The organism is Duncaniella muris, assembly GCF_003024805.1.
In the GTDB taxonomy this organism is placed as follows: domain Bacteria; phylum Bacteroidota; class Bacteroidia; order Bacteroidales; family Muribaculaceae; genus Duncaniella; species Duncaniella muris.
In genome coordinates this window covers 83,505-104,928 of sequence record NZ_PUEC01000005.1, presented here as the reverse complement: position 1 = coordinate 104,928, position 21,424 = coordinate 83,505, and the positions used below count along the sequence as shown (strand labels likewise).

The following is a 21,424-nucleotide window of genomic DNA, read 5'->3' as shown; positions in this document are numbered from 1 at the left end:
ACAATGTTTCCACCGAGTTTGCAAATTATCAGCCCTCAATATCGGCAAGACGCTTTACAGAGCCTACAGCCCAGATCGTGTCACCCTCTGAAAAAACGATTGATGGATCTGGCTGAAGGTAATCGCCGTCACGCTGGACTGACACAAGCAGTGACTCCCAGACGTTTCGGAAATTCGAGCTGACTATCGTCTTTCCTATCAGGGGCGAAGAGGCTTTCAGGCGGACTCCTGTAAGCCGGATGTCATCTGCCGAGACTTCAGGAGCTTCATCGTCAGCAACCTCCACAACCGGCAGCAGTTTCTGAATCTCGTCATCCGTACCTATCACGCCAAGCACGTCACCGGGGAAAACCCGTTCCTCAGCACCGGGAACCATTATCAGATCACCACCTCGCTGAATCGAGGCTACCGAAACGCCGAAACGGCTGCGCAACCCAGAGTTTTTCAACTGTTCGCCGACAAATGGACATTTATAGCCGACTGTCATATAGGCAAGGTGCATATTGGGCACCAGGCGGTTCTTGGCTCCGCTACGCCGCAGCTCACGCTCGTTGAGATTGTCGATGAAACGCGATTCGATGCGGACCATGCGCTTGTGGGCTGATTTGGAAAACGATAAAACGAGTATGAAGAACAGCCCTACCCCTATGGTCCATCCCACCTTCATCGAGTAGATCGAGCTGAGAAGATAAACGAGAATTGTCATGGCTATAAGCAGACGCACTATGGTCATGACGATCAAAGGCACGTCATACCGGGCATTGGCCGCGATCAGGCGCTCGCGCTCGGTCTTCTTTGATGCCGGATAGGTCATGGCCAGCAAGAAGGGAGCCATGAAAAGCAGTGAAACCACGGTAGCAAACAGGCGCCCCCAGTTCGGGAAGAGTCCGGTGAATGTAGGCACTATATAATCAAGCGAAATCAGCGACATGGCTATGAGCACTATCGAATACAGGACCACGCGCCAGAGATAACGCTTGAAAAGTGAATGCCAGAGCTGACGGGTGGCACTGGCTGAAGTTGTAGCCTCCTCTGTGTAGCGGTTAATGAGGAAGTGCAGGCGTCTTGGCAGATGCGCTTCCACAAAATTGGCGGTCGGATCGGCCATACGGATAAAATAAGGAGTGGTAAAGGTTGTGACCACCGAAACGGCTACTACAATAGGATAGATCTGCGCATCAAGGACTCCAAGTGACATGCCGAGAGATGCGATGATGAAGGCGAATTCACCGATCTGAGTAAGCGAGAATCCGGATTCAATGGCCACCCGCAATGACTGACCGGTCAGCAACATGCCGGTTGTACCGAAAAAGATCATACCGCAGATAACCACAGCCGACAGAATCAGGATCGGAAGCCAATAATGTGCGATGATAGCCGGATCAACCATCATGCCCACTGAAATAAAGAATATCGAGCCGAAAAGGTCTTTGACCGGAATGGTGACACGTTCGATGCGCTCGGCAAAACTTGTGCCGGCGAGAATCGACCCCATCACAAAAGCTCCGAGTGCCAGGGAAAAACCGCAGGCAACCGAGAATACAGCCATGCCAAGACACAACCCCATTGATATGATCAACAAGGTTTCGGAATTCAGAAATCGGCGCTGGGAATTGAGCAGAGACGGCAACGCGAAGACTCCGACAACAAACCAGATGATCAGGAAGAATGCAAGTTTGCTGACGCTGTAGAGCATTTCTCCGCCCTCTACGCTGCTGTTAATAGCTATTGACGAGAGCACCACCATCATCAGCACGGCAAAAAGATCTTCCACAATAAGCACGGCAAATACCAGCGAGGCAAATTTGCGGTGACGCAGATTCAGGTCTGTGAACGCCTTTATTATAATAGTGGTGGAAGACATTGACAGCATGCCTCCAAGAAACAGACTGTTAATATGAGAAAAACCGAGCATATGCCCTACGGCAAAGCCCGCGCCCATCATGCCGCAGACAATAAACAGAGCCGTCACCACAGCCGACCCTCCGGCATTCACAAGCTTTTTGAAGCTGAATTCCAGACCGAGCGAGAAAAGCAGCACCACAATGCCCAACTGGGCCCAGAATTCGATATTATCCTCTGTGGTTACAGACGGCAGATATTCAAAATTCGGGCTGGCAAGAAATCCCGCTACTATATAACCGAGAACCACCGGCTGTTTAAGCCACTTGAACAGAAGGGTGGTTACAGCACCGAGTATAAGCAGAAAGGCCAGATCGCGGATCAGGCCCTCTACATTGAAAGCCTCAGTCACCTGTGTGGCATTGGCAAGAATAAGATTCAGTAACATGCGTAAGAGGCGAATTGTCGTATTGACTGGTGTCAGCTCAGATCAGCCTGATTTGACAGAGATATGGAGATTGTGGGGCGCAGGTCATGGAGAGCCGAGAAGACCTCGATAAAATCAGAGTGCTCACGGATAAGGATCAGCAGATTAAGCCGCGTTGTAGATGATTCGTAGTCATATTCCACATACACACGTGAGAGATGGATATTGTAACGTGCAAGCACATCGCGATACGGCTCTATTGATTTCACGATTCCTTTGACTTTCAGCCGGATTGTTCGCGCTTCATTCCCAACGTTGACCCGATGTTCGATCTGTTCGAGAATCGTCAGCACGAAAAGCACCAGCAGCGTAGCCACGAATGCGATCAGGTAAAGGCCACACCCTACAGCCATGCCTATCGTGGCGATAATCCATATGCCGGCGGCGGTGGTCAGACCGCGGACCGAGCCTTTCATCTGGATTATTGTGCCGGCGCCAAGGAAACCGATACCTGACAAAACCTGAGCCGCGATGCGGCTCGGATCGCCACGCAGCAGTCCGACCGTTTCCTGGCAGACGTAAATTGAAAGCATCATGGCAATACAGGCTCCCATCGAGATGAGCGAGAATGTGCGCACCCCGGCCATCTGCCCTTTGCGCTTACGCTCGATCCCGATCAGGCTGCCAAGTAGCAGACTGGCCACTATGCGAAGAATCGCTGTCAGAGGGGTCAGTTCTACATTGTCTATCGATTGCCAGAAATGCTCCATCTCCCCTATTATTTTTTCAATGTGAAGTGGCGTGAGCTGAGACGATAGCCGTCAGTGAACAGTTCCACGGTATAGTCTCCGGGGGTCAGAGTTGTGTTCACATCCCAGTAAATCTTGATTCCGGCAATCTCATCGCCGGCATATTCGATGCTCTTGCGTGCACTGCACGGCACTGATTTGCCTTCGAACGAGAACGAACCGGCACCACCGAGCAACTGACCTTCCGGATTCACGATGCGCAGATAGATAACTTTCTCCCCTACAGGAGTGGAGTTGTTCTGGGGTATAGTAAATGTCACCATCAGCTGCTTGGCCTTGGTCACGTTTTTCTCAACTTTGCCGTTTTTCTTAAGTGCCGTAAGAGTCACACCCGTGACATTGAGCTTTTCGGCGAGTGTCATACGCTCGCTGAGAGTCTCATTGTTGCGAGTGACCTCCTGCACCTGCGATGACAGGCGCTGGTTCTGATCCTTGATCTCCTGATTTTCAGCGCGCAGACCGGCGTTTTCCTTATTCAGTGAGTCAATCTGAGCTATGTAGTGACGGAGAAGCCCCTTGAGTGTTGAGATCTCGTTCTGAAGTTCATTGATACGGGCCTGAGACTTTACTTTCTCGCTCTTAAGCTCTTTCATGAGCTCTTCAACCTTGGCTTTGGCTGCGGTATATTTAGCAAGAATGGTATCGTTGGCCAGACGCTGGGCCTGGTCTTCATACTGCTGAAACTCGGCATTAAGCATATCAAACTCACTGGAGAGCTGAAGCTGCTCGTTCTGAAGCTGCAGTTCTTCATTCTGAAGACGGGCTTCATTCACTTCTGATTTGAGAGAAGCCACCTGTGTGACCCCAAACCCTACGGCGATAAGCAAAAGAACTGCCAGGACTATGATCAGAATGATCATCGGCGACATCTTACCTTTCATATTGCTGTCTATAAAATTTTTATACTTGTTTTTAAGAGGTTCTCCTTTGAAATTTTGCAAAATTACTAAACCCTTGCTAAAAAAACAAATCCAAATTCCAACCCGCATCTAAAATGGTGGCCGCCAGACAGTCTGCCAAAACGAAATCCCCGGCATATGCAGCCAAAGCCACACATGCCAGGGACAATATGAGTTTGTGATCAGCCTGTCAGAACGGAATATTCATGCCCAAATTAACGTTAGCGTTTGAATTGAGGGGAACACCCTGCTTTGCAAGTTTGCAGGGAGTGCGGTCAGAAGCGACAAACAGATTAAAGCCCGGAACTTTCAGGTTGACTATCCAGCCGAATGACGCGCCGAAAGTACCAACACCGAAATTGACACCTGCTGAAAGATATTTTACCGGCTCTACATTTGCTGACAGACGGAAGTCAGTCCAGGTGAACGGACCGTTGACACGGGTTGTGTTCAGAAATCCGAACTTTGCACGACGGTAGACCGGAAGAGTGTACTGGGCGCCGATATTCATCGTAGCACCAATGCCAGAAGTACGACTGCCAGTGTCGCCAAGGTCTTCGAGCTGATAAAGCATAGAAAGATTATCCTTGAACTCGTCCCATGAGTCATTGTTGTCGACATTGAATGTGTATTCGTCTGTGACTACCTGCTGATTGCCATTGGTCGAGGCCACATGGTTGTTGTTCCAGGAGATGAAGCCGAGATCAAGAAGCGATGCCGAGAACTCCCAGTCATCGTTGAGCCGATAGACGGCACCGAGGTCTACAGCCGCACCATAGCCGCTGACAGGCGAGAAATCCTCGACCTCAACGCCGTTGACATAATCGCGGTGAGTATCTTCATTGTATTTTGTCTTATATTTCAGATTCTTGAGGCTTCCATGCAGTTCGGCATCGACATTGGCCACCCAGGTATCCTCGCGCAACTGAAGTTTGGCAGAATTGATATTGGTCTCTACAGAGCCGACGCCCACAAGAAGTTTGAGAGTAGCTCCTACGCGGAGTTTTTCATTGATCTGACGAGAGTGACCGAGTGCGATTTCAGCCCATCCGGCTCCGCGCACATTGAGATCTGAAAGATCATAGGTGGAGTTTTCGACACCTTGTTTTGCCAGACGGAATATATCTTTCGGCAGAGCCACGCCTACATCGGCACGGGCATTCACGCTCACTGTGTTGTAGCCACCGAGGCCGCTGAATCCGAACGCAATTACAGTCTCACGCAGACTTACACCAAGGCGGCTCTTGTCTTTGAGCCCGTCAAGCACTTTCGAGGCGCTCACTTCCGGGTTAAGGAAAGTGGTGGTCTGACCGTTGACGTTATAGAGTATGTGGTTGATACCGATTGTTCCGTTAGTGGCTACATTAAGGTTGCCGATTCCGGGCATAGCCACAAAACCGTGACCCTCATTGCCGAACGCCGGGTTTGACTGGAAACGATAGAGGTAATTGTCATCAAAATATCCCGACTGAAGATTCTGGGCATAAAGGCCTGCGGGAAACAGGGCTATAACCGCAGCCATCCCCCATCCGGCCAGATTTTTTATATTGGATTTCATTTCTTACTATGTTTTTAAGGGTATGGTTGAGGTTAAAGTTCGTCAATATAGAAGCCTGAAACAGTTGCTTTGATGCCTGTCAGCTTTATAGTGTCATCCGGACGGAGAGTGACACCGTCTTTTGTCACTACGGCTGTAGCGAAATAGCGGACACCGTCAAGGCCAGTTATCGTTCCTGTGCTTTCGAGTTCTATGGAGGATGTCTCGCCGGCTCTCACTGTAATACTGCCGAGGCCCACAGGTTTGCCAGTGGCGAGATCCTTACACTGATTTCCCTGCTCATCAACCGGATATCCGGACAGAACAATATCGAATGGCAGAGAGTTTGACACTGTGGCACCTAACTTGAGTTTCTCAATTGTAACCTTGTCAAGAGTCTCGTCACTCCAGCCGTCAGTCACTTCGTCATAAACGATTTTTGAATTTACGCCAAGATTTAGCGGCGCATAGAACTTATAAACACCCTCAAGCTTCTGAAGTGTCTGGGGAACAGCAAAGTTGGAAACCTTGCCAGGGCCCACTTTCGGATCATCAAACGACACTTCGATAGTTGAAGGAAGACCGTTGCCGCTGAGCACATTGCCAAGCCCTTGATAGCGCACCGGAACAGCATTGGCAAAACCTTCGAACGAACCTGCGGCCGAGGGATCGGGTGCAAGACAGAATTTGTAAGGTCCGGCAATGCCCGCATTATGGCCTATATTGATCAACTCGCCTGCATCAAGAGAATAAAGCTTGCGGCTACCGTCTTCACGACATGCGGTAAGGGTAAGGCCGCTGCTTGCATCTAGGCTGTAGCCTGCAAGGGGGTTGTTGATCGAAAGATAGAGCTGAGGGTTGGCCATAGTGATATTGGTCTCGTCCTGACGCAGAAGATCAGGCAGATCATTGAGCGCTACGGGATCGACGTTGAAATCGCTGATGCTATAACAGATCTCACCGTCAACAGCATTCACTGTTATGTCAGATCCGACAGAAGAAAGAGTCAGAGTGGTCTGAGTCGGGACTGAAGATATGTTATTGTTTGTCACGGCAACCACATATCCGTCCTCAACCCCGATGCTTCCGCGGATGGTGAGAGTTCCGGGATTCTTACCGGAAGTATCCGGGACAAAAGAATAGAGACCCTGACCAGCAAGTTTTGCAAAGTCAATTTCATCCACCCGGATGGTTACCTTATGGCTCATGACACCTGAACTGAGGTTGATGTCAGACAGATGTATGATTCCGTTATCTGAAACGTAGTCCGGCGTATGAAGACCGACAGGAAGTTTCAGATATAGATTGCGGAATGCCACTGATTTGAATGCTTTTCCACTATTAAGCACACTAAGGGTGATATCAATGGTCCAGTCGACAGCGATCTTTGACAACGAACGGATGCTTTTGTCGACAGTTGCTGACGTATAGGTAAACGATGTATTGAAGCCTTCTATACTATAAGTAAAACTCTGCTCCCCGATGCCCAGCGGAGGGATAACGATGTCGGTATTTCCGTTGACAAGAGAAATTGTGGTTGATGCGTCAGGGATGAACGGACGGGCAAGCGAGACAGGATTGACCTTGAGGTCTTCAGATTTGAATTCTCCATCGACAAGCACTGCATATATGCCGTCGACTTCCTTGACCACACTTTCGTCATCAAGATCAAACACATTTGACAGAGTTATCTCGTCAAGATTGACAGGAACAACAAGATTGTTCACCTTGATCTCGGCGGTTGTGTCAATGTCCGAGAGGTCGTAATTGTCATCAATACATGCGGTCAATGGCATAGATGCCACGGCAACGGCAGTCAATGACAGTCGTGAAAGGGATTTGTACATATGTCTAAAATAATGATTGGTGTCATTTAAATCCATATATGACATCCATGCAAAATCTTGTGTTTAACCGGTTATCAGGCCGATGCAATAATATCAGATAAAGAATCCACTCTGCAATCGGAGTAAAGTCAACAAAAAAATCAGTTAAATCAGTCACTTGGACTTTGCCGGATATTATATTGTGTGTGAATTATCGGAAAAGTGGTGCAAAAATACAAATTTTCACAATACCCAACAATATTTTTCGCAATTAAATATTAAACTGTATGTTTTTATCGCTCCCGGCGGGTTAAGCAGCCTGCGCTGACTGCGATTTTAAGCCTTCGGCTTGGTTATTTGAGCAGGGAAATGTAATTTTGTACACTAATATGCGTAGAAAATCGCAAATCCTGATGACCATTGTCTCGCTGTGTGCTCTCACTACCTTGTGGAGTTGCAGTGCGACCCGTCATGTGCCACGCGGCAAATACATGCTTGACGATGTCAGCATTGAGATTTCCGGCGATAAATCCGTAAGTAGCCATGATCTGATAAACTATTTGAAACAGTCGCCGAACCATGAGGTGTTAGGCTTCTGGAAACTCCAGTTAGGCACCTATAACCTGTCAGGCAAAGACTCGACAAAATGGTATAACCGCTGGGTGCGTCGCATGGGGCAGGCTCCGGTCATATATTCTCAATCGCTTACCGACGCATCTGTAAGGCAACTCAGGCTCGCTCTTGTGAACCGTGGCTATCTTGAAGCAGAAGTAACTGCTGACACCATGATGATGCCGGCTGAAAAGAAAATCAAGGTCGCCTATAAAATTAACACCGGTGAGCCCAGACGCATTGCGATTATTCGCCATGAAATTCCCGATTCAGCAGTCAGAAAACTGATTCTTGCCGACTCCGCCCAGTTCTCAATCCATCCCGGCGATCGCTTTGACCGCGACAATCTTGATTCCGAACGCGCACTTATCACCCAAAGGCTCCGCGAGCACGGATATTATTCCTTCAACAAGGAATATATCACTTTCTATGCCGATACATCTGAATTCAATAAGGATGTAGATCTCACCCTTACAGTCCGGGCTCCCAGAAACTCAGCCAACAAACCACAGCCAGCCGACAGCACGACAAATCACAATATATATTATATAAACAAGGTATATTTCGTCACAAGCAATTCCGGCTACAACTCATCATCAGATATCGCAGGTGACACTGTTGTCTATAAAGACATCACTGTCATCTACGGCAAAGACCATTATCTGAAACCGGGAATCCTACAGCAAAAATGCTTTATAACTCCCGGCAGCCTCTACCGGGCCTCGGATGTAGACCGTACATACGAAGCCCTCGCCAGGCTAGGCATACTGAAATCAATAAACATCGAATTAGTTCCGACCGGGAGCGAAAACGGGCGGCATGAACTGGATGCCTACATCCTGCTTGCACGAAACAAAAAACAGTCAGTCACATTCGACGTCGAAGGCACAAACTCGGAAGGTGATTTCGGCTTCGGGCTTGGAGCCACATACCAGCACCGCAATCTCGCCAAGGGATCTCAGCTTCTGACAGCCCGCCTGCGCATGAATTACGAAAGCCTTTCAGGCAAGTTCAACGGCCTGATCAACGACCGTTACACAGAATATGCAGGAGAAATCGGCATTACCTTCCCGAAATTTGAATTCCCCTTCGCCTCTCAGAGCGTCAAACACAAACTCAATGTCGACACAGAGTTCGCCCTCTCATTCAATTATCAGGAACGGCCGGAATACACCCGAATAATAGCCGGCGCAGCATGGAAATACAAATGGGTAAACCGCAACAACACGCGACGCCACAATTTCGACCTGATAGACATCAATTACGTCTATCTGCCTGAAAGCACTCTTGACTTTCTTGACCAGATAGCCCCTGACAATCCACTGCTGCGCTACAGCTATGAGGACCATTTCATCATGAGCATGGCATACCGCTATTATTACACCAACAAGAGGATACCGTCGTCTCTGCTGCGAAAATACACTCTCCAGCCGAGAGTCTACACCCTCCGTGCTTCTGTAGAAACCGCCGGCAACCTCCTTTATGCCATCTCATCACTCTCAAACGCAAGGAAAGACAACGGTTCCTACAATGTGTTCGGCATAAACTATTCCCAATATGTAAAAGGAGAGGTGGACTATGCTATCACCCGCAACTTCAACCAGCGCCACTCACTCGCATTCCACGCCGGAGCCGGCATTGGTGTGCCTTACGGCAATTCGACAGTCCTGCCATTCGAAAAACGCTTCTATGCAGGAGGAGCCAACGGCGTCAGAGGATGGGGAGTCCGCACACTCGGTCCCGGAAGTTATGACTCACGCAATTCAGTGACTGACTTCATCAACCAGTGTGGTGACATCCGCCTTGATCTGAGTCTCGAATACCGTTCCAAACTTTTCTGGGTAATTGAAGGTGGAGTCTTTGTAGATGCCGGAAACATATGGACAATACGCAACTACGAAAACCAGCCGGGAGGCATGTTCCATCTCGACACATTCTGGAAACAGATCGCTGCCGCTTATGGCTTAGGCCTGCGCTTCGACTTCACTTACTTCCTCTTGCGCCTTGACCTCGGCATGAAAGCCCACAACCCCGCAACCGGCCAGGAACGATGGCCCATAGTCCACCCGAACTGGCACCGTGACGCCACATTCCATTTTGCCGTAGGCTATCCATTCTGACATCTCATTCAACAGACAATTACAAACCGGATAATCCCGGTCAATATCAACATATCACTAAACAGCATGAAACAGCTCGTCATTTTCGATCTCGACGGAACTCTGCTTGACACCATATCCGATCTTGGTGCCGCAACCAATTATGCGCTCAGATCTTTCGGCTACCCAGAACACAATCTCAGTTCATACACAAAATTTGTCGGCAATGGAATCACGCGCCTGATTGAGCGCTCACTGCCGGAAGACGACAAGACACCGGAAACCGTGGCCAAGGTCCTTGAGAAATTCACTGAATATTACAACGAGCACAAAACCGATCTGACCAAACCCTATCCCGGCATCCCTGAACTGCTTAAAGAACTCGAATCAATGGGGCTTAAATTAGCCGTTGCATCAAACAAATACCAGGCAGCAGTCGTGTCTCTGATCCGTCACTATTTCCCTGATATCAACTGGTGTGCTGTAGAAGGCCAGAAAGAAGGCGTGCCGACAAAGCCAGATCCTTCGATTGTTTTTGAGATCCTGGCCAAATGTCCGACCCGAAAGTCGAAAGTATTATACGTGGGTGATTCCGGAGTCGATATGGAGACCGCACGCAGGGCCTGCGTGGATTCATGCGGAGTAAGCTGGGGATTCCGGTCGGTGAAAGAACTGCGCGACCACCACGCCGACAACATTGTCAACACTCCGGATGAAATAATTACTGTTGTCAAGCGCCCAGGTCTGGGACTTGACAGCTGACAGGCACGGCAGCTATCAAAATCAACAAACCGCCACCACTCGACCATTCCTACCGTCATGAGCACAAAATACATATTTCTTGCATGCCTGTTTCTTCTTCTGTCCGTCCGCAGCACCGCGACCACCGAGGAGACTCAGAAACAAATAGCCGACTCTCTCTACATTTGCCTGTCTAAGGCCGAAACCCCGGCAGACTCTCTCTGGATCATGGAAAATCTATATGACGTGCTTCCACGAGCCAATGGCAATCTGCTTGGTCTGGAACTATTCGATGTCGCCAACCGTGCAGGCAACAGCAGCGCCGCTCTCAACATACTCCGCCAACTCGCCAACCGCTATTTGGCTAACGACTCCATGCTGATGGAGCTATATAACAAAACCCTCAGCTATCATGACGGTCCCACTCCGACTGTTGACAGCCCCTACCGCGCATCATCTGACGAGTTGAAAGAGACCCGCACTTTCCTGCGCTTTGCCCGAAACATACATCGGGCCAATCACGCGTCAGAAGCCAAACGGCGTGAATTGCTTCAGGAGTTGATCAATACGCATACACTTAACCAACCTACAGATATATACGATCAGGCTGTATTGCTACACTCCATCTGCACCATGCTCTCGCGCACCGGTTCCGATGCCATGCTGACCCGCTATGTCGATAAGCTTGACACCCTGATCCAGCAGTTGCCGGCATCAGCGATATCACTTCATAACGCCTATTACGTACATGCCGCACTTATCTACAGTCAGGCCAACCAGTTTGAAAAAGCATATCAATGTGACAGAAAGACACTGGAGGCAATCCGCCAATTGGAAAAACAATATAAAGACCGCGGGCGGTATTTCCGCAACTATGACTCTTCTCGCTATGTCATCTATCAGCGGATACTGTCAAACCACACAAAACTGAGTCAGCCCGAATTAGAAAAGTACTATAAGCTCGCCATGCAGCTTGTGGCTAAAAATCCGGAGGTTGCAGAAACAAACAGAAATTACCCCGGCCCACAGATTTTCTACAACATGGCGATCAAGAACTATGCGCAAGCCTTGGAACACATAAAGCACTGCATCAATACACCCTATGTGACTAACAGTTCTTACAGACTCATGCAGCTCCTGCGAAATGAAATCGAGTGCGCCGAAGCTGTCAATGACAAAGAGACACTGCTTGAAGCCTCGCGCCGCTACAACAAGAAGCTCGAATCATATCTGAGCGAACGCCTCGACGAGAAATATAAAGAGCTACAGGTTATTTATGACTCATACGAAATGCGCAACAGTTATGACAAACTCCAACTTGAAAAGCAGAATGCCGAAGCTGAAAGCATGTATATGATAGTTGCGATTGCAGCTGTCGCAATATTCATATTGCTGATCTCCGTAGTGATTCTTTTCAGACTCTATCGCAACAATCGGAAACTCGCCCGCACGCTTGACAAGAGCAACCGCGCACTGAGAGCAGAAAGCAGCCATCTTGAAAAGTCAAAATCAGATCTGCTCAAAGCCCGTGATGAAGCTCAGAAAGCCAATTATATGAAAACCGACTTCATCAAAAACATGAGTTATGAAGTCAAAGCTCCGCTCAAAGCCATCAATGAATACTGCAAATTAATCACAGATTGCTCTGATGCCTCAAACAAGAAATATCTTGAACGCTTCTCTTCACTGGTGGAACTCAACAGCGAACTATTGTCAACAATCATAAATGATGTGCTACATATCTCTGAAATAGACAGCGAGTCCGTACCAGTCCATAACCGCCCGGTCGAACTGCGTCCGCTCTGTACGATGGTGCTTGACGGCGTGCGCCACCGCCTCAGTCCGGACGTAGCCCTCATGTTTGACACAGCTTCGCCTTACATATGTCTGTTTACCGACCCTCAACGCGTCCACCAGATATTACTGAACCTGCTCACTAACGCTGCAAAATTCACTCCGAAAGGAAGCATCACGCTCGCTTACAGCGTTGACAGCGAGAAAGAGACAGTGACATTCAGCGTAACGGATACCGGAATAGGCATAAAGGCCGATAAGAAAGATTTGATCTTCGAACGCTTCGTAAAACTCGACAAAGAGACACAAGGAGCAGGGCTTGGCCTGACCATCTCGCGCTTGCTTGCAAGAATACTTGGAGGTGACGTCATTCTGGACACAACTTACACCAAAGGCGCCCGCTTCCTGCTGATTTTACCAAAAAATAAAATCCTGAAAATACAATAAATGATATTTAGCGTTTCGCAAGACTGAAAATCCGTCATTTTTTTGTAATTTTGCAACCATTATGGCAGAATTCAAGAGACATTCACGTTTTCTCACAGAACTTGATCCGGCGGTTGTCGACCGGGTCAAACAATTCGTATTGGCCACTCGCAACATTGTCATCACCTGTCACGTAAGCCCTGATGGAGATGCCTTAGGCTCGTCATGCGCACTTTGGTTCATCCTAAAGGCCCTTGGGAAAAACGCAACTGTAGTCACAGCTGACTGCGCTCCGCGAAGCCTGCAATTCCTGCCCGGCGTACGCGAAATAGTTGCCGCTACCCGCAACGGTGACCGCGTCCATGACCTGATTGCCGATGCCGACCTCATATTCTGTCTTGACTTCAATGACATTACACGGGTCGACCGATTGTCTGATGCCATAAGCAAATCTCCGGCAAAAAAGGTTGTGATCGACCACCATCTTGATCCCCGGATAGAAGGTGAGATAGTAATTTCACGCCCTGAAATATCTTCGACTTCAGCCCTGCTTTATATCTTCATGTGGCAAGCAGGCTGGACACGTCATCTCACCAGAAACTCGGCCGCTTGCATCTATACCGGCATGATGACCGATACCGGCAATTTCTCCTACAATTCAAATGATCCCGATCTATATCTCATCATCCATGACCTGATGCGCAAAGGGATTGACAAAGACAATCTCTATAAACTTGTGATGAACACATCATCCGAATCAAGGATCAGGATCATGGGGTTTGCACAATACCGCATGCAGATTCTCCAGCCACACCGGGCCGCTGTAATCATGCTCAGCGAGGATGAGTTGAAAGAATTCGGCTATTCAAAAGGAGATACCGAAGGACTTGTAAATATCCCGCTTTCAATGCCTGAGGTCACCTACTCCGTGTTTCTGCGCGAAGATGCAAAAAATTGCGTGAAAGTTTCAATGCGCAGCAAAGGTGAGTTTTCAGTCAGCCGCATCTGCGAAGAGCATTTCGGAGGCGGAGGGCACACAAATGCCGCCGGAGGCGAATTTAACGGACCTCTTGACAAGGCACTTCAGAAACTACTTGAAATTATTCCAACTTACGACAAATATCTTCAATGAAAAAGTTAATTTTCCCCATATTCGCCATTATCGCACTTGCATTTCTGACAAGTTCCTGCGATGATTCAAAAAGTTATGCAGAACTTCTCGCTGATGAAAATTATGTAGTCAACGACTTTCTGGTACGTCACCACGTGGTCAATTACGTTCCTTCTGATTCAGTTTTCATTTCCCGCCGTGACATCGCAGAAAAAATGTATGAGGAATCAGGCCAGACAGCAGCTGACGAAGCCGCTTACGAACAGGCCATCGTAGAGATAATGGCTTCTCTTGAAAAAGATCCGTCAAAAGACGCTCCTTATTATCGGATCGACGATGACTCAAACGTCTACATGCAGGTCATTTCTGTCGGTACCGATGAAAAACCAAAGAAAAACGACCGCGTCTACTTCCGCTTTACCAGATACAATCTGTTCTACTATGTGGTCGGAGCTGACAACACACTAATCGGCTCCGGCAATGCGGACTCGATGAATTCCCAGTCGACATTTTTCCTTTTCGAAAATACAAGTGTGAGCGAGTCTACCCAATACGGAACAGGCATCCAGCGCCCGCTCTATTTCCTTGGCTACAACTCAAAGGTGAACATCGTAATCAAATCGCAAGCCGGTCCGGAAACCGATATGTCATACGTTGTCCCTTACCTCTACACTATCACTTATTATAAATCAATGATCTAATAGCACTCATGTCACTCATCAAGAGCATTTCAGGAATCCGCGGTACAATCGGAGGAGCTCCCGGCACCGGCCTCTCTCCACTTGACATTGTAAAATTCACCGCCGCTTACGCAACATTCATCGCAGCAAACACAAGCCGCACAAACCGCACTATCGTAGTCGGCCGCGACGCCCGCCTCAGTGGCAAAATGGTCAATGACATAGTTGTCGGCACTCTGACCGCAATGGGTTTCGATGTGATCAACATCGGTCCGGCCTCCACCCCGACAACTGAAATCGCGGTTGTCGCAGAAAAAGCCTGCGGCGGAATAATTCTTACCGCAAGCCACAATCCCAAACAGTGGAACGCGCTGAAACTTCTCAATGAAAACGGAGAATTTCTGAATGACGCGCAAGGCAAAGAGGTGCTCCGCATAGCTGAAGAGGAAGCCTATACTTTCGCGGAAGTCGATGACCTCGGCCATGAATACACCAACAATACATATAATCTTCGCCATATAGAGCAGGTGCTTGCACTTGATCTTGTTGATGTGGAGGCTATCCGCAAAGCTAACTTTACAGTGGCTGTTGACGCTGTCAACTCCGTAGGTGGTGTGGTTATTCCCCAGCTACTCCGCGCACTCGGAGTGAAAAACATTGTTGAACTCAACTGTGAGCCCAACGGCAAATTTGCCCACACACCGGAACCCATACCTCAGAATCTGACTGAGATCTCAGGACTGATGGCCAAAGGTGTGGCTGACGTAGGTTTCGTTGTCGATCCTGACGTGGACCGTCTTGCAATTGTCATGGAGAACGGAGAAATGTTTGTCGAAGAATACACTCTTGTCTCGATAGCTGACTATGTGCTCGCCCACACGCCGGGTTCAACAGTCTCCAATCTCAGTTCTTCAAGAGCATTACGCGATGTCACACACCGTCACGGATGTGAATATTCCGCAGCGGCAGTCGGAGAGGTCAATGTAACTACAAAGATGAAAGAGACAGGCGCTGTCATCGGCGGCGAAGGCAACGGCGGTGTCATCTATCCCGCAGCACACTATGGCCGTGACGCATTGGTAGGCGTAGCCCTCTTCCTTACCCTCCTTGCCAAAAGCGGCAAGAAGGTGAGCGAACTTAAGAAGACTTACCCGGCTTATGAGATCGCCAAAAACAAAATGGAACTCACGCCGGAAATCAACGTCGATGCAATCCTTGCAGCTGTCAAGGAAAAATTCGCAGGCGAGCAGATCACTGATATTGACGGCGTGAAGATCGACTTTGAGGATTCGTGGGTTCACCTTCGCAAGTCCAATACCGAACCTATCATCCGCATCTATAGTGAAGCTGCCACAATGGCTGAGGCAGACGCTCTTGCACAGAAGATCAAAGATGTAATCGCTTCAATGATCTGACAAAGCAAAATTTCGATAAATAACTGATAGTACAGACGGCTGCGTATTCCGATTTGGGAACGCAGCCGTCTGTTTATTTCAGATCTGCCGGAAATAACCGCATTTTAGGGAATTGCACATTTCAACGCCCTCTTTACTCCCTCAGGGGCGCACTTGACCGTTACCGTTGATCATATAACGATAAGTTGTGATTTCCCGCAATCCCATAGGTCCGCGCGGTCCGAGTTTCTGGGTACTGATGCCGATTTCAGCCCCAAGCCCGAACTGCGCGCCGTCAGTAAAACTGGTCGGGGCATTGACGTAGACACATGCTGCATCGACCTCCTGCTGAAATCTGTCGGCCACAGAGCCGTCATCCGTTATTATACATTCACTATGCCCGGACCCATAGACGGCAATATGCCTGATCGCCTCATTGAGATCAGCAACAGTTTTCACACCCATTTTATAATCCATCCACTCGGTCGCATAAGTATCACAGCCGGCCGGAGACAGCAAGGATTCGGGATAGGATCCGCGCAAAACAGACATTGATTCGGCATCGGCATATATATGCACATTCTTCAATGCAAGGCGCTCACACAAAACCGGAAGATCTGAAAGACGGTCTCGGTGGATAATCAAAGTGTCAAGCGCATTGCACACGCTCACACGGCGCGTCTTGGCGTTGGCTATTATATCACATCCCATTTTCAGGTCACCGGATTTATCAAAATACGCACTGACCACCCCTGCTCCGGTCTCAATCACAGGCACACGCGCGTTGTCACGGACAAAATCTATAAGCCGGCGGCCTCCGCGTGGAATACAGACATCCACATAGCCGACAGCATTCAGCAACACGCCGGTAGCATCATGAGTAGAAGGAAGAAGCGAGATTATATCGGGGGAAATGTTATTGCCAGAAAGCACCCGACGGATCAGTGAGACTATTGCTTCATTTGAATTTTCTGCATCACGCCCCCCTTTAAGCACACAGGCATTCCCACTTTTAAAACACAGAGAGAACACGTCAAATGTGACATTTGGCCTGGCTTCATAGATCACGCCTATCACTCCGAACGGCACACGCACACGCCGTATCAGCAACCCGTTCGGTAGGGTACGTCTCTCGATTTCCTCGCCAAGCGGAGATGAGAGTGACGCAACATTCCGCATATCTGACGCTATGGAACCGAGTCTTTCAGGACTAAGCTGCAGGCGGTCATAGAGAGGATTTGTTCTGTCCATACGGTCAAGGTCTTTCTGATTGGCGGCAAGAAGCAGTTCCTGACACTCTTCGATCTCACCTGCAATCTTGCATAGGATTTCAGACCGTTCCCAGTCAGTCAGTGACGGAATTGTCCGCGATGCATCTTTCACCCGGCGGAATATTTCATTATAATCTTCTGTCATAAGCACCTATTATGTAAACTATGAGACGGAATCCGGATATCAGTCCGCTCATTCAATAAAAAGATAGTCATAATGCACAAGCGGTCTGCCACCACGGCGGCCTGCCATTTTCTTTGCATCGGCACCTGAAACGGCGGCACGTCCATAGCCTATTGTTTCACCGGCTTCAGTCAGCAAGGTCACAATGTCGCCCTCCTCCCAGTCACCGTCAGCCGACACAGCTCCGACAGGAAGCAGGCTGACAGCCTTGTCGCTCCGAAGAATTGAGGCAGCCTTGTCATCAACCCGGATAACACCTTTGGCAAAACTTCCGCTATGGGCTATCCAGCGCTTGATATTGCTGACGGTCTGCGGGCAAGCTTCAAACTCGGTGTGGGGAACAGTCTGCGGACGGCAGATCAGATCCACAAGCACATCCGCTCTGTCTCCACGTGCTATATAAACCGTGACACCCTCTTCGGAAAGTTTACGGGCTATGCCACACTTTGTCCCCATGCCGCCACGGCCAAAACCACTTTTAGAGGATACGACACAGGAACTTAGATCTGTTCCGGCAGCAACCTTTTCAATTAGTCTGGATGCAGGATCTGAAGGTGAGCCGTCATAGATGCCATCAACATTAGATAAAATTATCAACACGTCAGCACCCATCATCGCCGCAATCAGCCCCGAAAGTTCGTCATTGTCTGTAAACATCAGTTCTGTCAGAGAAGCCGTGTCATTTTCATTGACAATCGGTATGACTCCGTTTTCCAACATTGTCTGCATACATGCGCGCTGGTTGAGATATGACTCACGCGAGCCGAAATTTTCCTTTTGCGTGAGCACCTGCCCCACCACATAGCCATATTCCGAAAAAAGGCTGTTGTAAAGATTTATCAAACGTATCTGCCCTATCGAGGAATAAAGCTGACGCTGGGCCACAGCATCGAGTTGTCGCTGCGGTTTCAGAACCCCGCGGCCACAGGCCACTGCTCCACTCGAAACGAGTATGACCTCATGGCCGAGACCACGCAAGGCCGCGATCTGGTCAACGAGCGACGAGAGGTTTGTGACATTCGGTTTGCCGTCTGAGCGGGTCAGCACGTTGCTTCCAACCTTGACCACAATCCGGCGCGAATCTGCAATATCGTTATTCATTGAATCTGATGCTTTTCTTTTTTCACTTCACGCAGGCTTTCAGCCCTCTGACCACAGAAGATGTGAATCCGGCATGTTCCATTTCATTCAGTCCGCGGATTGTCAGTCCACCGGGAGTGGTGACTTTGTCAATCTCACTCTCCGGATGTGAACCGGGGCGCTGGAGCAAGGCCACCGCCCCCTTGAGTGTCTCAAGGACAATCTGCTGCGCCTGTGAAGCTTTAAAACCGAGTTCTACCCCGCCTTCAACAGACGCTCTGACATAGCGCATGGCATAAGCGATGCCGCATGAAGCCAAAGCTGTCGCCGCAGGCAGATGAGCCTCGTCAATCACCATTGAAGTGCCAAGACTATTGAATATGCCTTCCACTGCGCTTACCGATGCTTCACCGGCATTAACCGGAACTATAAAGGTCATTGACGATCCAACTTCCATTGCAGTATTCGGCATGACAATCATAAGTTGAGGCAATTCGGAATCTTTCAAAAACCATTCACACAATTGCCGCCCTGGCACACCTGCCACAATTGCCGCTACAGTCTGACGGCTATAATCAAGAACAGGTCTGATTTCTGCGATGACCGACTCAATTATCCACGGCTTTACCGCAAGGATCACAATATCCGCATCGCGCACAGCCACTGTGTTGTCTGACGTAACCGCAATGCCCATTTCCTTTAACGGTTTCAGATGACCGGCCGAAGGGTTTGACACCGTAATTTTATAATCACATCCGGCGGCACATAGTCCAGAAGCTACAGCTCCACCCATTGCACCGGCACCTATTACAGCGATTTTCATATTGAAATGTATTTTTAGAAGTTGTAAAAAACAACCTTTAACGTTAAGGACTCTGGAGCAGATCCGACGAGGTCGTATCTCGACAATCAAGACATGCCACTGACCGGCACATCCATAATGCAAAAGTAAATAATATTGGTGAAAGCACAAATATTTTTGGCCGGACATTATCAGTTGAATGGAAAATTTTGATTAACTTTGCACGCAATAAATTCTAATCGTTATATGTCATTTATTGCTGATCGAGTAAAAATGGACGGACTGACATTCGATGATGTCCTCCTTATTCCGGCTTATTCGGAAGTGCTTCCGCGCGAAGTGAACCTTTCCACCCGATTTTCCCGCAACATTACGCTGAACGTACCCCTTGTGTCGGCCGCTATGGACACCGTCACCGAGGCAGCCTTGGCTATTGCCATCGCACGTGAAGGCGGCATCGGTGTCATCCACAAGAATATGTCGATCGCCGAGCAGGCTCGTCAGGTCCACGCTGTCAAACGTGCTGAAAACGGCATGATCTACGACCCTGTTACCATTCGTCGAGGCAGCACTGTCGCTGATGCCCTCAACATGATGAAAGAGTATCATATCGGCGGAATTCCTGTTGTCGACGAAGACCGCAAACTTGTCGGCATTGTCACCAACCGCGATCTCCGCTTCGAGCAGAATCCTCTTCGCCCGATAGACGAGGTCATGACTAAAGACGATCTGGTTGTGACCAACCAGTCAACCAACCTTGAAGAAGCTGCCCGCATACTTCAGCAGCATAAGATCGAAAAACTCCCGGTGGTCGACTCAGACAACCGCCTTGTCGGTCTTGTTACCTATAAAGACATTACCAAAGCCAAAGACAAGCCCAATGCCTGCAAAGACAAACTCGGCCGTCTGCGCGTTGCCGCAGGTGTAGGCGTGACCGGTGACTCTATGGACCGTGTTGATGCTCTTGTTGAGGCCGGAGTAGATGCTATCGTCATTGACACAGCCCACGGCCACAGCCGCGGAGTAGTAGGAGTACTTAAAGCTGTCAAAGAGAAATATCCGCACATTGATGTAGTTGTAGGCAATATCGCAACAGGCGATGCCGCCAAATATCTTGTAGAGAATGGCGCCGATGGCGTGAAAGTAGGCATCGGTCCGGGCTCTATCTGCACCACCCGCGTAATAGCCGGTGTAGGTGTGCCTCAGCTCAGCGCTGTTTATGATGTAGCGAAAGCTCTCAAGGGCACAGGCGTTCCCCTGATCGCCGACGGCGGCATCCGCTACTCAGGCGATATTGTAAAAGCATTGGCCGCAGGCGCCTATAGCGTAATGCTTGGCGGAATGCTTGCCGGCGTTGAGGAATCGCCCGGCGACACGATCATATACAACGGCCGTAAATACAAATCATATCGCGGCATGGGCTCGCTCGAAGCTATGGAAAAGGGCTCGAAAGACCGTTACTTCCAAGCAAACGAAACAGATGCAAAGAAGCTCGTGCCGGAAGGCATTGCAGCACGTGTGCCATACAAAGGCCTGCTCTACGAAGTTGTCTATCAGATGCTCGGAGGTCTGCGTGCAGGTATGGGTTATTGCGGAGCGCCTGACATCGAACGTCTCCACGAAGCCAAATTCACCCGCATCACAAATGCAGGTGTGGCAGAAAGCCATCCCCACGATGTGGCTATAACATCCGAAGCCCCCAACTATAGCGCATCGGCAAGATAAACGACATCATCCTTGCAAAAACAGCACTCCGGCATTAGGTTTATAGATCCTTTTGCCGGAGTTTTTTTAGGCCAGGCCAACCTCCGGATATGCAATAATCACGCCTGATATCCGTTACTTAAAAGTACTATACAATATAACCGGTGCATACTACATAGTATCTGA

The 21,424-nt window shown here is 49.1% G+C and carries 15 protein-coding genes; 7 read left to right on the top strand and 8 right to left on the bottom strand.

Annotated elements, in window-relative coordinates; genetic code table 11:
* Positions 1-28 precede the first annotated feature (28 nt).
* From C5O23_RS03505 to C5O23_RS03485, 5 genes are all read right to left on the bottom strand, one after another.
* The gene (locus C5O23_RS03505) at positions 29-2,290 is read right to left on the bottom strand and encodes a cation:proton antiporter domain-containing protein (RefSeq protein WP_107031577.1); all 2,262 of its coding nucleotides are present in this window, start codon (positions 2,288-2,290) and stop codon (positions 29-31) included.
* Between the two features lie 32 nt (positions 2,291-2,322).
* The gene (locus C5O23_RS03500; RefSeq protein ID WP_107031576.1) at positions 2,323-3,039 is read right to left on the bottom strand and encodes an MgtC/SapB family protein; all 717 of its coding nucleotides are present in this window, start codon (positions 3,037-3,039) and stop codon (positions 2,323-2,325) included.
* Between the two features lie 8 nt (positions 3,040-3,047).
* Positions 3,048-3,959 (bottom strand): hypothetical protein, encoded by a 912-nt coding sequence (locus C5O23_RS03495; protein ID WP_107031575.1) that lies wholly within the window; start codon positions 3,957-3,959, stop codon positions 3,048-3,050.
* A gap of 208 nt (positions 3,960-4,167) precedes the next feature.
* The gene (locus C5O23_RS03490; protein ID WP_107031574.1) at positions 4,168-5,535 is read right to left on the bottom strand and encodes a DUF5723 family protein; all 1,368 of its coding nucleotides are present in this window, start codon (positions 5,533-5,535) and stop codon (positions 4,168-4,170) included.
* 32 nt (positions 5,536-5,567) lie between these two features.
* Entirely contained in the window at positions 5,568-7,361 is a 1,794-nt protein-coding gene (locus C5O23_RS03485) for a hypothetical protein (protein WP_107031573.1), read from the bottom strand.
* A 368-nt stretch (positions 7,362-7,729) separates the two neighbouring features.
* Between C5O23_RS03485 and tamL the strand changes: the two genes are divergently transcribed.
* The 6 genes from tamL to glmM all read left to right on the top strand — a co-directional run bounded on the left by tamL (position 7,730) and on the right by glmM (position 16,218).
* Positions 7,730-10,072, top strand: a complete 2,343-nt coding sequence (tamL, locus tag C5O23_RS03480) for a translocation and assembly module lipoprotein TamL (RefSeq protein ID WP_240597641.1) — start codon at positions 7,730-7,732, stop codon at positions 10,070-10,072.
* Positions 10,073-10,138: 66 nt separating this feature from the next.
* On the top strand, positions 10,139-10,813 hold the full coding sequence (locus C5O23_RS03475) for an HAD family hydrolase (protein ID WP_107031571.1): 675 nt from the start codon (positions 10,139-10,141) through the stop codon (positions 10,811-10,813).
* Positions 10,814-10,870: 57 nt separating this feature from the next.
* Positions 10,871-13,033 (top strand): sensor histidine kinase, encoded by a 2,163-nt coding sequence (locus C5O23_RS03470; RefSeq protein ID WP_107031570.1) that lies wholly within the window; start codon positions 10,871-10,873, stop codon positions 13,031-13,033.
* Positions 13,034-13,094: 61 nt separating this feature from the next.
* The gene (locus C5O23_RS03465) at positions 13,095-14,144 is read left to right on the top strand and encodes a DHH family phosphoesterase (RefSeq protein ID WP_107031569.1); all 1,050 of its coding nucleotides are present in this window, start codon (positions 13,095-13,097) and stop codon (positions 14,142-14,144) included.
* Positions 14,141-14,824 (top strand): DUF4827 family protein, encoded by a 684-nt coding sequence (locus C5O23_RS03460; RefSeq protein ID WP_107031568.1) that lies wholly within the window; start codon positions 14,141-14,143, stop codon positions 14,822-14,824. Before C5O23_RS03465 ends, C5O23_RS03460 begins: the two co-directional genes overlap by 4 nt.
* An 8-nt stretch (positions 14,825-14,832) precedes the next feature.
* Positions 14,833-16,218: a phosphoglucosamine mutase gene (glmM, locus tag C5O23_RS03455; RefSeq protein ID WP_107031567.1), complete on the top strand. Its 1,386-nt coding sequence runs from the start codon at positions 14,833-14,835 to the stop codon at positions 16,216-16,218.
* 141 nt (positions 16,219-16,359) lie between these two features.
* Here glmM and C5O23_RS03450 read toward each other — a convergent pair whose 3' ends face one another.
* Genes C5O23_RS03450 through C5O23_RS03440 form a run of 3 tightly spaced genes read right to left on the bottom strand, consistent with a single transcriptional unit; the run spans position 16,360 to position 19,555 of the window.
* A complete protein-coding gene (locus tag C5O23_RS03450; protein ID WP_107031566.1) occupies positions 16,360-17,613 on the bottom strand; it encodes a glutamate-5-semialdehyde dehydrogenase in 1,254 nt (417 codons plus the stop codon).
* A gap of 48 nt (positions 17,614-17,661) precedes the next feature.
* Positions 17,662-18,753 carry a glutamate 5-kinase gene (gene proB / locus C5O23_RS03445; RefSeq protein ID WP_107031565.1) on the bottom strand — a complete coding sequence of 364 codons (1,092 nt, stop codon included), beginning with the start codon at positions 18,751-18,753 and terminating at the stop codon, positions 17,662-17,664.
* Positions 18,754-18,775: 22 nt separating this feature from the next.
* Entirely contained in the window at positions 18,776-19,555 is a 780-nt protein-coding gene (locus tag C5O23_RS03440) for a pyrroline-5-carboxylate reductase family protein (protein WP_107031564.1), read from the bottom strand.
* Positions 19,556-19,780: 225 nt separating this feature from the next.
* Between C5O23_RS03440 and guaB the strand changes: the two genes are divergently transcribed.
* Positions 19,781-21,259 carry an IMP dehydrogenase gene (gene guaB, locus C5O23_RS03435; RefSeq protein WP_107031563.1) on the top strand — a complete coding sequence of 493 codons (1,479 nt, stop codon included), beginning with the start codon at positions 19,781-19,783 and terminating at the stop codon, positions 21,257-21,259.
* The last annotated feature ends 165 nt before the right edge of the window (positions 21,260-21,424 follow it).